Annotated in this window: 8 protein-coding genes; 3 read left to right on the plus strand and 5 right to left on the minus strand. The window is 67.8% G+C overall.

The window, feature by feature from the left end; genetic code table 11:
• Window positions 1–165: 165 nt before the first annotated feature.
• Together SP6_RS05965 and SP6_RS05970 are read left to right on the plus strand one after the other, a co-directional pair.
• On the plus strand, window positions 166–855 hold the full coding sequence (locus SP6_RS05965; RefSeq protein WP_037567479.1) for a SapC family protein: 690 nt from the start codon (window positions 166–168) through the stop codon (window positions 853–855).
• Complete coding sequence (locus SP6_RS05970) at window positions 852–1856, plus strand: cupin-like domain-containing protein (RefSeq protein ID WP_037567477.1); 1005 nt, start codon at window positions 852–854, stop codon at window positions 1854–1856. Before SP6_RS05965 ends, SP6_RS05970 begins: the two co-directional genes overlap by 4 nt.
• Before the next feature lies 1 nt (window position 1857).
• On the opposite strand, the gene SP6_RS05975 is transcribed toward SP6_RS05970, so the two are convergent.
• Entirely contained in the window at window positions 1858–4323 is a 2466-nt protein-coding gene (locus SP6_RS05975) for a glycosyl hydrolase 115 family protein (protein WP_007403327.1), read from the minus strand.
• Window positions 4324–4440: 117 nt separating this feature from the next.
• Between SP6_RS05975 and SP6_RS05980 the strand changes: the two genes are divergently transcribed.
• A complete protein-coding gene (locus SP6_RS05980) occupies window positions 4441–5679 on the plus strand; it encodes an SGNH/GDSL hydrolase family protein (RefSeq protein ID WP_113667782.1) in 1239 nt (412 codons plus the stop codon).
• On the opposite strand, the gene SP6_RS05985 is transcribed toward SP6_RS05980, so the two are convergent.
• The 4 genes from SP6_RS05985 to SP6_RS06000 form a co-directional block, all read right to left on the minus strand.
• The gene (locus SP6_RS05985) at window positions 5680–8094 is read right to left on the minus strand and encodes a TonB-dependent receptor (protein ID WP_042468662.1); all 2415 of its coding nucleotides are present in this window, start codon (window positions 8092–8094) and stop codon (window positions 5680–5682) included.
• Window positions 8091–9032, minus strand: a complete 942-nt coding sequence (locus SP6_RS05990; protein WP_007403539.1) for a FecR family protein — start codon at window positions 9030–9032, stop codon at window positions 8091–8093. The genes SP6_RS05985 and SP6_RS05990 overlap by 4 nt, the downstream gene beginning before the upstream one ends.
• Window positions 9029–9532: an RNA polymerase sigma factor gene (locus tag SP6_RS05995; RefSeq protein ID WP_007403558.1), complete on the minus strand. Its 504-nt coding sequence runs from the start codon at window positions 9530–9532 to the stop codon at window positions 9029–9031. The genes SP6_RS05990 and SP6_RS05995 overlap by 4 nt, the downstream gene beginning before the upstream one ends.
• A gap of 141 nt (window positions 9533–9673) precedes the next feature.
• Window positions 9674–12820 carry an autotransporter outer membrane beta-barrel domain-containing protein gene (locus tag SP6_RS06000; protein WP_007403512.1) on the minus strand — a complete coding sequence of 1049 codons (3147 nt, stop codon included), beginning with the start codon at window positions 12818–12820 and terminating at the stop codon, window positions 9674–9676.
• Between the last annotated feature and the right edge of the window lie 124 nt (window positions 12821–12944).

The raw sequence follows: 12944 nt of genomic DNA on the forward strand, positions 1-12944 counted from the left end.
TATGATAGCGCTATAACAAGCAATTTGTCAGAGCACTGAATTGCCGTTATTTGCTGGGCTTGACGAAGGTCGGAGGGAATAGACACAACCCCGATATCGTCGCCCCGGCCGGCATCGCATCCGCCCGGGGTTAGAGGGGACGCGACGCGAAAGGGACCGACGATCATGGCCGAAATGGAATTGCTCGATAGCGCTCGGCACGCCGCCCTGCGCGTGTCCCCCGCCCCTGACGCTACCCGACATTTTGTGCAACTGGTGGCCGAGGAATTCCTGTCGGCCTCGCTCCATTATCCCATTCTGTTCACCCGGCATCCGGAGACGGGCGACCTCTATCCGGGGGCGCTGATGGGTCTGGTGCCGGACGAGAATCTCTGCCTGGGCTCCAACCATATGCTGACAGGCTATCGCGCCGCCGATCTGGAGCGGCAGGGCTTTTATGTGTCGGGTGAGAATATCGCGATCGACCGCGATCATCCGGCGCTTCGCCAACCCGAAGGTGAACCGGTGTTCGACGCCGATGGCGCACCGACCCCGATGCTACAGCGCGTCCAGGCCGCGCTGCGCCGGCTGCACAAGGGCCTGCCCGAGACGGAGCGCTTCGTCGCCCAGTTGCTCGCCCACAATCTGGTCGAGCCGATCGACCTGAGTTTCCGGTTCGACAATGGCGAAAGCCTGCGGCTCGATTCGCTTTATACGATCAGCCTCGATGCGCTCCACGCCCTGCCCGATGACGTCATCGTGTCGCTGTTCCGCTCCGGCGATATGCAGTTGATCTATGCGCAGACCAATTCGGTCCGCCACGTCCCCTTCCTCGCGCGGCGGCGCAACGACCGGTTGAGCGGACTGGCGGCGTGAGTCCGAAGGCCGCCGAGGTCGACCGCGAAGCGCTGACCGATCCGGCGGCGTTCGGGCGGCTGGTCGCCGAGCCCTGTCAGCCGGTCGTGATACGCGGCGCGGTGGCCGATTGGCCAATGGCGCAATTGGCCGAGGATGGCGCGGCGCTGCGGGCCTATCTGGCGCGTTTCGATGCCGGCCATCCGGTCGAAGCCTTTGTCGGCGATCCCGCCATTGCCGGTCGCTATACCTATACCGACGATCTGGCGGGCTTTAATTTCCGGCGTGAGCGGATGCCGCTGGGCGAGGCCATTGCCCGGATCACACGGCCGGGTGAGGCGACCGAAAGCATCTATGCCGGGTCACTACCCACCGAAATTTTCCTGCCTGGACTGGCGGAGGACAATGCCCTGCCCTTCGCACCGTCCGGGGTGTCTCCACGGCTGTGGATCGGCCATGCCTCGACCATCGCCTGTCATTACGACATGATGGACAATATCGCCTGCGTGGTGGCGGGACGGCGGCGCTTCACCCTTTATCCGCCCGACGCGATCGGCGACCTTTATGTCGGCCCGATCGATCACACCATGGCCGGCCAGCCGGTGGCGCTGGCCGCAGAGGCGAAGCCGGGCGATCCGCGCTATCCCCGTTTCGAACATGCGGCCGCGCGCGCGATCACGGTCGATCTGGGGCCGGGGGATGCGCTCTATATGCCCAAGCTCTGGTGGCACCGGGTGGAGGCGAGCGGATCGCTCAACATCCTGGTCAATTACTGGTGGGATGCCTTTCCGGTCGGCCCCGACCAACCCTTTATAACGCTGCTGCTCGCCATGAGCGCGATCGCTGCGCGACCCGCGCCCGAACGCGCCGCCTGGGCCGCCTGGTTCGACCATTATGCCTTTCGCCCTGATGGCCATCCGCTGGCGCATCTGCCCGAAGAGCGGCATGGCGTTCTCGGCCAGGACCCGGAAAATCTCGGCCTGCTCCGGGCTCAGGCGATGCGGATGCTGCGCGGCGGCTAGCTCACCCCTTGGCGGGGTCGAGGGTGATGCCCTCGATCACCACTTCGGGATCGACCAGCCATAGGGTCAGCCGATGCCGTCCCGCCGTGATGCCGGGCAGGGTCGTCGTCGTAATCCGGCGATTCTCGATTACCGAGCGGCTCCACGTCTCCACCGATTCGCCGGCCATCAGGTTCAGCATGATCGGCGCCCCATCGTCGATCGACACCGCGATCCGATGCTTGCCACCACCACGCACGTCTAGACCCGGCGCGGCAATGACCCCCAGCGTCATCGGCCCGACGCGGTCCCATGTGACGTCATAGACGATATGCGGACTGGCCCCGCCGGGCCGTTCTATGGTCGGCGCGGTGGTGGGCGTGGCGATCATCGCCGCACCTTCCGCAGTGAAGCCGGCCACGCGCTGCCACCGGACTCCGGCGCCATCCACCGCGCGGCCGCTATCGGCGGCGATCCGCCGGGCGGGTCTGGATGTGGCGGCGGGCAGCGGCAGGGGTTTGGCGACCGTCGCCAGCGCGGGCATCGAGTTGGTATCGGGCTGCTGCCAGCCGGTATAGCCGATATGCGTCTGCGCCATCATGCTCGGCCATTTGCCGCCGGCCGTCTCGACCTCGTAGCGCCGACGGATCGCGGCATCACGTTCGTAATAATCCCGCGCGGCCGACGCCATCCGCTGCGCCATGGCGGCATCCCCTGCGCTCGCCGCCGCCCGGTTGGCCGCGACGGCCTGATAGAGCCGATGCAGGTTCGTCATCGCCTCCACCCGGTGGAGCACCAGTTCATAATAGGCATCGCGCTGATCGGCGGGCAGCGTCGTTTCGATCCGCCGCGCATCGGCGTCGAGCGTGTTCCACTCCGCCAGCACCCGTGCCCACTCGCCGCCCGCCAGATCATAGGTCGTCGCATCAATCAGCTCGGGCTTGCGGCGGCTGGCCAACTGGCCATAGCGGGTCAGCAGAGCCCCGATGGCGGGCCCCTGCGCGGGCCCAAATTGCTGCGTCGCCCAGCGTGCGGGATAAGCCTGCATCGTGGCCAGATCCATGCGGGCCGGGTTCCAGGCCATGGCGAGGAAAAAGCTGGTCGCATATTCCATCGGCTTCAGGTCGCCGACATTGACGATCCACAGCCGATCCGCGCCATAGTCGCTGGCCATCCGCATCTGCTGCCACACACGCGGGATGGCATTGGTGTCGAGCCATTTATAGTTACGCGGATCACCGACATAATCGAAATGATAATAGACGCCCGCGCCGCCGGCCCGCCGCTCGCCGGGCGGCGGCAGGCGGCGGATATTGCCCCAATTGTCATCGGCGAACAGCAGGGTCACGTCATCGGGGACGCGCATCCCCTTGTCGTAATAATCCTGCACTTCCTTATAGAGCGCCCAGACCTGCGGCGTCTCCGATGCGGGACGCCTGGTGACATCGGCGATGATCTTGCGTTGATCGGCCACGATATTCTGAAGCAGGTCGATCGCGGTCCCCTCGGTCATCGGTTCGTCGCCGTCACCGCGCATCCCGATCGTGACGGGGTCCTCGGCCCGGCCGCGCCGCTCGATCCCCTGCCGCCAAAAGGCGCGCAGCGCTGGGGCGTTGCGGGTGTAGTCCCAGGCACCGCCGCCCTGCCGCTTCCAGTCGACCTGCGCGCGTTGCATCGGTTCGTGATGGGAGGTGCCGAGCAACACGCCCATCTCCTGTGCCAGCGGGGCGGAGGCGGGATCATCCTCCCATAGCGACTTGCCCCACATGGCCGGCCATAGGAAATTGGCCTTGGAGCGGAGCAGCAGGGTAAAGACCTTCTCATAGGCCAGGTGATTGACGCCGCCGAACTTGGCCCGCGCCCAGCCACCGAAGCCCGGTTCCTCGTCATTGATGAAGATGCCGCGATATTTGACGACCGGATGATCGGCGACGCGCCCGGCGGTCAGATAGAGGGTCGGATGGCGCTGCGCCGGCACATCAGCCCACCAGGTCCAAGGGCTGACTCCGGCCTTCGTGCTGATGTCGTACAAACCATAGATGGTGCCCCGTCGATCCGCTCCCGCGATGACCAGAGCGCGGGCGACGCCGGGTGCGGGATTGTCGACCACCTGTTCGACATAGCCCTCCCACTGGTCCTTCAATCCACTCACGTCGAGCTTGCCTGCCCGTGCCAGCGCGTCGATCATCTGGCTATGGCCTAGGGTACCCGCGATCACCGTCGCCCCGCCCGTCGGCGCGCTCGCCAGCAGGACTTCGCCGCCACCCACTGCCTTCAGATCGGTGACCAGATCCTGCGCGGCGCGGCGAACACCCGGCTCGTCCCCGTCCTCGACCACGACGGTCGTGGCGCGGCCGGGCGATAGCAGCGACAACGCCCCCGGGGTCGCGCGGTCACAGGCCATGACCGGGTCGGGGCAAGCGGGCGCGGCCCAGGCCGCAGCGGGCAAAAGGGCGATCAGCGCAGCGGACATCAGCAAATGAGGCATCGTCTCTCCCGGCTCCGTCTCACCCAAAGGCGGCGGGCTGTTTTCGTTTGGCAGCGACCCTGATATCGCTACCAGACACCGGGCCGCAAGCACGGATGGATAGGAAGAGGATCGGGCATGATGCGTTGGGGCTTCACGGCAGCAGTGGCGGCCTTGGCGATGACGATGGCTGGGGGCGCCGTTGCGCGCGACGCCCGCTGGACTCCGGCCTGGGGATCATCGCAGATGCGGATCGACGGTGCCAATGCCGACAAGCTGGCCAAGGCCGGGCCCGCCACGATCCGCCAGACGGTTCATCTGACGGCCGGTGGCCGTACCCTGCGCCTGCGCCTCTCCAATGTCGCCGGCACCACGCCGCTGCGGATCGGCGCGGCGACGATCGGCCTGGGCGCGCCGGGTCGCTCCGAGGTTGTCGCGCCCCTGCCCGTGCGGTTCGACGGGGCATCGACCGTCCTCATTCCGCCGGGCGCGGAACTCTATTCGGACGATATCGCCCTGCCAGTTACGCCGGGCAGCGATGTCACCGTCAGCCTCTATTTCCCCGAGGCCGCGACCGTTCCGACCGGGCATCCGGGCGCGCGGGCAACGACCTATCTGGCGGCGGGCGATGCCACGATGCGCCCCGCCCTACCCGAGGCGCAGAAGATCGGCGGATGGTGGGCCCTGTCCGACATCGAGGTTCGCGACGCCGCACAGAGCGCGACGATCGTCACCATCGGCGATTCGATCACCGACGGCTATGGCATCACCGACAACAGCAACACCCGCTGGCCCGACGATCTCGCACGTCGGCTGGCGGCGAACCCAGCGACACGGCGCTTTTCGGTCGTCAATGCCGGGATCGGTGGCAACCGGGTGCTGCTCGACGGGCTGGGTCCGAACCTCATGGCGCGGTTCGATCGCGACGTGATCGCCCGGGCCGGCGTGACCCATGTCATTCTGCTCGAGGGCGTCAACGATCTGGGCGTACTCACCCGCGAACATCCCGCCGATGCGGCCACGCACCAGGCGATGGTCGCGCAGATCATCATGGCCTATCGCCAACTCGCGGAGCGTGCCCATGCCCATGGCATCCGCCTGATCGGTGGCACCATCACGCCGTTCCAGGGCAACGACTATTATCATCCCGGCCCGGAGACCGAAGCGGACCGGCAGGCGATCAACCGCTTCATCCGGACATCAGGGGTGTTTGACGGCGTCATCGATTTCGATCAGGCGGTGCGCGATCCCGCGCGTCCCGATCACCTGCTCCCCGCTTATGACTCAGGGGATCATCTCCATCCCAGCATGGCCGGCTACCAGGCGATGGCGGTTGCGATCCCGCTGTCCTTGTTCGCCGCGAAGCCGCGCCGCTGATCAGAAGGCCGCGTCGAGCCCGAGGCGCAGCGTGCGCGGGCGCAGCGGCGTCACCTGGTCGCGACCCGTGGTGAACGGCGTGCCCAGGGCGAAGCGATTGCCGCGGACATCGGCCAGATTGGTGACGCTGGCACTCACCCCGAACGCGCCCAGACCCAGTCGGGCGGTCAATCCGCTATCCAGATAGCTGCCCTGCCGCTCGCCCAGAACCGGCCCGACACCCAGCCGCGACGCGCCGACATAGCGCAACCACCCATCGATCCGCAGATCGCGCCCGCCCGCCAATGTCCGATGATAGACCGCCCCCGTCCGCGCCGTGATCCGCGCGATGTTGGGGATCTGGCTTAACCGCGCGAGGATCGTTGCCCGCGCCAGCATCGGATCGGCGGTGCCTCCCTCCAGCAAGGCAAAAGCGCGGGCGCTGGAGGGCTCATCGATATGGCTGTCGTTATACGACACCGCGCCCTCGATCCGCAGCGAATCCGACAGTCGCGCGCCGACCAGCGCCTCGATCGTCCAGAGCTGGCCATCCCCGATATTGGCGGTGCTGGGCAAGCCGGTGGAGTCGATGAAATCCGCCTGGATGTCGCGCCAGGCGGTATGTGCCAGCGTGACCGACGCGTCGAGCGGGTCGCGGCCCGGCCGTCCGGCGCGCAGTCCGGCCTCGATCGTCGCGACACGATCATTGCGAAAGCGCCGGACCAACGGCCCTTCGATCGTCAGGCCGCCGGGCCGGAAACCCTGTTGATAGCGCAGGAAAAGCTGCGCCTTGGACGTCAGGTCGATCAGCGCGGAGGCGGACGGTAGCAGGATGGTCTGCGCCCGGCTGGCGGTCACTTCCCGCAACTGCCGCACGGCCTGAAGCGACAAGGCGGAGGGCAGGTCCTCGCCGCCGCCATCGAGCACCGAATGGGTGATGCGCAAGCCGCCGGTCGTCAGCAGGCCGGGCAGCAGGCGAAAGCTGGCCTCGCCATAGAGGGTCGCTTCCTCCACGCCATTGACGACGCCAGTGCGCGGCAGCAACGCCCCCGGCTCGCCGAACAAGCGGGTCAGGCGGGTGGTGTTGTGAATATAGCTGAACCCCGCCAGCCAGCCTGATCCGTCCGGGGCAGAGTACCAGGCGCGGGTCTCATTGGCCTGCATTCGCGTGCGATTGGCCTGGGCGAAGAGCTGGACGGGACCGCCGGGGGGCGTCGCGTCATAGCGCTCCATCAGGTCGTGCGCGGTGACGCCGCTGCTCGACCGAAAGCGGATCTGGCCGATCCGGCCCGACAGGACCAGTTGCGCTTGTGTGAAGTCGGCCGAGAAACCCTCGGTCACCGGCGCCGAACGGCTGAGCGGTGGTCCGTCACGATCCGCATATTGGCTGTCGGCACCGCGAATGCGCTGACCGATGCCGATCGCCTCGACATTCCATCCGCCGCCCAGATCAAGCCGGGCGGCTGCCCGGCCGCCCTCGATCCGGGTGCGATTGACGTCGGTACGGCCCAGTAGCGGCTTGTCGATATAGCCGCCCTCGCTCGCGGCATCGGCGACGACGCGGATCGCCAGCCGATCGGCGATCACCGGCAGGTTGAGCACCGCCTGCGCATCCGCCCCCGGCGCGCCGTGCGTCGTCGCCGATCCGCCGAGCATCGCCGATCCGCTGAACCGCGTCGGATCGGGCGCATTGGGCACCAGCCGGATCAGCCCGCCCAGCGATCCCGCCCCATAAAGCGTCCCCTGCGGCCCCTCCAAAACCTCCACCGCCGCCAGATCGGCCAGCCGCAAATCGGGATCGGGCGCATTGTAGCTCAGCCGCAGGTCGCCGAAATATTGGCCCACCGTCGCCTGGGTCGGTCCGGTGAAGCTAGAATCCGCGATTCCCCGGATGAACAGCTTGTTACGGCCCGCGCCCAGATAGGTCGAGGCGACCGCCGTCATCCGGTCGGCCAGCTTGGACGTGCCCCCCGCCCCGCCCAGTTCCAGATCGGCGCCGGCGACCTGCACCACCTGCCCCGCGAAATGATCGCGAAGGGTGTCGCGCTTGCTGGCGGTCACGATGACATCGCCGGCAGGGATTTCCGGCGGCGGTATGGGAGCCGGGCGGCGTCTGATGACGGCGGGACGCGCGGCATGGTGCGGGGCGAGCCGCCAACCCGCGCTTCCCAGCCGCTCGGCCCGCGCCTCGGCGCGCCGTGCGATCATGGCCAGCGCCTGTTCGACCGTCATCCGTCCGCGCAAGGCCGGAACCGGCCGGCGCCACAGGCCGGCATCGGGCACGACGATGCTGGCGCCGGCGCTGCGCCCCAATGCCATGATCTGATCCCCAACGGTTCCGGCTGGCAGATCGACGGAAACGCGTTCGGCCGCCGCAGCGGGTACCGCCGCGACGATGCTCAACCCCAAGCCGAACACGCCCCCCGAAAGCTTCACCTGCGCGGTTCCAGCATCCAGGCCTGACCATCATCCCGCACCGCGACGTTGAGCAGGGCCGCGAGGAGTTTGGGATCGCGCCGCACGGCATTAAGGTCGATCGTTCCCCGAAAGGGCTGCGCCGCCACGGCCGGACGGACCGTGACCGGCCGCCCCAGGAAACGGGTCAGATCCTCCGCCACTTCGGATAGCGCGGCACCGTCATAGGCCAGTCGTCCGTCCTGCCAATCGCCGACGGTATCCGGCGCGACCGCCTGACGGATCAGCCGGTTGCCTTCCGCGACCACCGCCTGCCCCGCATCCAGCCGCAGCGCCGCGCCGCGCGGATCGACCATCACCGCGCCTTCGGCCACAGCGACCCGGGTCTGCCGCGTGCCCAGACGGACGTCGAAGACGGTCCCCAGATCGGTCAGCGCCAGCCCCCGCGCATCGACGGCGAAGGGGTGGCGACCGTCATGCCGCACTTGGAACAATGCTTCGCCGCGTTCGATCACCGCCCGACGGGGATCGCCATGATCGAGCATGATTCGCGAGGCACCAGCTAGCGTGATGACGCTGCCATCCGACAGGGGAATACGCCGCAACTCGCCCGCCGCTGTCTCGATGGCGTATGGTCGCGGCCGCTCGCTCCATAACCCCAATCCCACCGCACCGACCAGCGTCGCCGCGACAGCACCGCCAAACCAGCGTAGCGAACGCCGGCGAGGCGGCTCCGCTTCCGCCGAGACCGGCTCGGGCACGGCTACATCGGGATACGCCGTCAACGCCTCCTCGGCATCGAGCAGCGCCGCCGCCATGCGATCGTAGCGCGCCGCATGGTCGGGATCGGCCTCCAGCCAGGCGGTAAAACCATCCCAGTCGGCTCGCGCCGGATCGGCCATGCGCAGCACCCAGTCGAGCGCGACGTCGTCCGGATTCTTCATCGGGTCCTGGCTCATCCGATCTGGTCCTTGAGCGCAGCGAGCGCATGGGCCGCCATGCGCAGATCGCTTTCGACGGTGCTGATGCTGACGCCGAGTTCGGCGGCGATCTGGCGTTGCGGAATGCCCTCCACCCGGGCGCGGCGGAAGACGTGTGCGGGCCGCTCTCCCAAAGCGGCCAGCGTTGCCGCCACGCGCTCGGCCGTCTGGCGGGCGACCAAGGCGCGCTCGGCGGGCGGTTCGGGACCTGCCTCCTGCTGATCCTGCCCTTCGGCCCAATCCTGATCGCGCCGTTCGGCCTGGCGCCGCGATCGATAGCGATCGATCATCAGCATGTCGGCGGCGCGGTAGAGATAGGCCAGCGGGTTGGCGATCGGTCCGTCCATACGGCCCGCCATCTTGACCCACAGATCCTGGACCAGATCCTCCGCCGCATCGCCCGCGCCACGCGCCGCCAGAAAGCGGACGAGCTTGTCGCGATTGGCGAGGAAGACGGCCTCGATCCCGGTGGGCGTCATGGTATCGACCGGACAAAAAGGGCGGAAGGCCGGTCGTTTAGCCGAACCCTCCGCCCGTGAAAAGGAGCCCCACCCGAGGACGGGGTGGGGCTCCGAACGCCCGCGCGCGGTACAGGGGGGATGCACGCGGGCGAACTCGCCTTAAAAGGCGAACTGCAGGGCCGCGCGCGCGGACAGCGCCACGTTGCCAAGCCTTTGTTCGGCATTCACTTCGCCGCTCAGCCGGATTTCACTGGTCCCGGTGATCGCGCGGACCCGGCCGATCCAGCCGCCGCCGCGCCCTTCGGGATCGAGGATGAAGGGGGTGCCGTCGCCGAAGCTGGCCACCGTGCGGCCCAGCGCCCCGGCCACCCGCTCGCGCCGGCCGGCCTCGACCTCCAGGCGGCTCCATTGGGCGTAACGATTGTCGCCTCCGAAATTGATGCCGGCCGCGACGCTCGCGGTCACCGCCAGTTCGTCGCTGTTCCGCTTACGCACGGTCAGGTCATAACCGGTGCCGCCGCCCGCCTCGCGATAGCCATCCTCGTTCAACCGGTAATAGTCGACGGCTAGGATGGGGCGGATATTGAACTGGCCGACCCAATGTTCGTACGAGACCGAGCCGGAGCCCGAATAGAGCATCCCCTTCCAGTCGGCGGTCGCGCGGCGCTGCACCGCTTCCGACCCCATAACGCCGTCGAACTGGCGCTGCGATTCGAAGTTGATGAAGGCCGCCGAAGCCCGTGCCTGCGCTGCCAGCGCGCCCCAACGGGCCCGCCAGAAACCGGCCAGCTCATATTGGCTGTGGTCGACGCGGTTGACCGCCGAGCCTTCATTGTCGCGCCCCTTCAGGTAGGAAAGCGACGCGCCGAAATTGCCGGCATCGGTCTTGTGCTCGATCCCGCCGCTGACGCCCCAGCCGCGCACGTCATAGCTGCGCGTCGAACGCGTGCCCTTGGACGAGTCCCAGCCCAGCGGGCTCAGCCAATAGCCCCATTTGCCCTCTTCGCTGAACTCGCCGGCCGGCTCGCGGAGCTGGGCGGCGGCGGTGCGCGAGGCGAGCGTCACGCCCTCGAACACGCCGCCGGCATAGTTGGGCAGCATCTGCTCGATCGCGCCCCGGAAGGCCGCACCGTCGTAGATGCCCCGGATCGAGTCGGAGAGCTTGGCATCGCTGCCGATCGCGGCGTCGATCGCGTCGAAGGCGCTGACGCCGGCGTTGCTCAACCCTAATTCGGTCTTCGCCTTGCGGCTGACCTCGACCGCGATCTCATTGGGTTGGCTGGCGACGATCGCGCCCTTGTAGAGGAAGGGCATGGCGGAGGGCGCGAGCGACAGGTTGTCGGCCCCGGTCAGCGTGCCCGAGCGCAGGACGACATAGCGGCCCGTCACGTCCGACCCGCCCGAGACCCGCAGCGCCAGCTGGCTATTCGCGCCGATCGTCGTCGCGCCGCCGACCTGGATCAGATTGGCCGTCGGGTTGGTCTTGTCGAGCGCCACGCTGAGGATCGACTGGTCGCCCATGGTCAGCGAGGCGATATTGGTCGTGCCATTGGCGGCAAAGGTGCCGCCGCCGCTGGCCACTGTCACCGCGACATGCCCCGCATTGGCGAGCCGGCCAGCGAAGACGCCCTTGCCGGTGATCGACAGCGTATCCTGACCTAGCCCGGCGAAATCGGCGACGCCGTCGAACCGCGCGGTGTCGCCGATGACCAGCGTGTCTGCACCGGTGCCGAAGGTTACGGTGCCCGCATAGATGCCGGTGCCGCTCATCTCCAACCGGTTGTTGCCGGTGCCGAAGCTGACATCGCCCGACACGGTCCCGGCGCCGATCTCCAGCCGGTCATTGCCGCTGCCGAAGCGGATGGCACCGGTGATGGTCGGAGCGGCTGCGCCCGTGGCCGGGGCGATCTGGCGCACCACCGCGCCGCTGCTGTTCGCCGACAGGTCGATCGCGACGCTGCGTGAGGAATCGGCGCCTGCGCCCGCGATCGCGCCGTTATTCTCGACGAGCGTTAGCCCGCCCGTCCGGTCGAGGATTGCGGTGGCCGATGCCGTGGCGGCGCTGGCCTTGATGCTGCCGCTGTTGCGGATCGTGGGCAGGCTGGCACCGGTATCGACCAGTACCGCCGTGGTGCCGGTCGCGGATGCGCCGCCGCCGGTCGCGCTAATCGTGCCGCTGTTGCGCAGTTCGGGCGTGGAGGCTCCGGCGCCGAAGCGGATGGCGGTCGCCGCCGCGCCGTTGGCATTGGCCTGCACCGTCCCGCCGACCGCGACCCCCTGCGCGATCTGGACATTGCCGCCTAGCCCGCCGATCGCCAGGCCGGTGGCGGTCACGCCGCTATACACGCCGACACCCGAGATACGGCCATTGACCACCAGCCCCGCCGCCGGGGTCGCGCCGCCGGTGGCCCCGATCACGATCGCCCGGTCGGCCGCGCCGATCTGCATCGCGGGTGCCGCACCGTTGGAGACCAGATCCGCCGCCTTGCCCGTGGCATTGCCCAGCGTGATCCCGCCTGCGACATTGCCGCCGACGATCAGCGCCGATCCGCCCTGCAACAGATCATCGGGATCGAGTTTGGAAATGTCGGCCGGTGGCGTGGTGTAGCGATAGCCGGTCGACCCGATCGCCCCTTCGATGGTCAGCGCACCGCCGACATCGCCATCGATCCGCGCACCCACCGCGCCCTGTCCGACCGCGACAATCGTGCCACCCAGCGTGACACTGCCCGATACCGCCCCCGTCCGGACGCCAACCGAGCGATCGCCCAGCACATTGATCTTGCCCGACTGGACGAGATTGCCGGTCAGCGGCCCGGCCAGAAAGATACCGGCGGAATCATTGCCCTCGATGGTGATCTCACCGCCATTGGTGATGGCGCCGGTAAAAGCTCCGGCCGTCCGGATCCCGGTGCGACGTGCGCCTTGCGCGAAAGGACCGTCCAGATCGCCGTCCTTGTCGAGATCGACCGGGGTGTAGCTTTCGTCGAGGATGATCTTGCCGGTGTTGGTGATCTCGCCCTGCACCCCTGCGGTGGCACCGATGCCGATGGAGTCATTGGCATCGGTGATCTGGATCGTGCCGGCATTGGCGATCTTGTTGTTGCTGTCGACGGAAACGGCGGTGCCGCCGGTCGTCACCACGCTGCCCGCCGTCGTGATGCTGATGTCGCCCGCCGCGCCATTATTGACGGTCGCGGTCCGGACGGGGGTGGTCCGCTTGGTATCGATCACGGTCTGGGCCGAGGCCGCCGATCCCGCCACCAGGGCAAGCGTCGCGGTCGAGGCGAAAAGCAGGCGATGCACGAATATAGTCCCCTTTGGATGCTTTTGCCTTCCAGACGGAGCCGGCACCGGGATCCCTTGGTCGCTTCGTGAAAAATGTGTCAGATGCCCGGAACTTTTCCCCCCGAGTGTTGACGATCGGCGG

This window comes from Sphingomonas paucimobilis NBRC 13935 (assembly GCF_000739895.2).
In the GTDB taxonomy this organism is placed as follows: domain Bacteria; phylum Pseudomonadota; class Alphaproteobacteria; order Sphingomonadales; family Sphingomonadaceae; genus Sphingomonas; species Sphingomonas paucimobilis.

Excerpts from the sequence above, each read along its gene's own strand:
- SP6_RS05965 (WP_037567479.1), top strand. The coding sequence starts at position 166 with ATGGCCGAAATGGAATTGCTCGATAGCGCTCGGCACGCCGCCCTGCGC.
- SP6_RS05975 (WP_007403327.1), bottom strand. The coding sequence starts at position 4,323 with ATGCCTCATTTGCTGATGTCCGCTGCGCTGATCGCCCTTTTGCCCGCT.
- SP6_RS05980 (WP_113667782.1), top strand. The coding sequence starts at position 4,441 with ATGATGCGTTGGGGCTTCACGGCAGCAGTGGCGGCCTTGGCGATGACG.
- SP6_RS05990 (WP_007403539.1), bottom strand. The coding sequence starts at position 9,032 with ATGAGCCAGGACCCGATGAAGAATCCGGACGACGTCGCGCTCGACTGG.
- SP6_RS05995 (WP_007403558.1), bottom strand. The coding sequence starts at position 9,532 with ATGACGCCCACCGGGATCGAGGCCGTCTTCCTCGCCAATCGCGACAAG.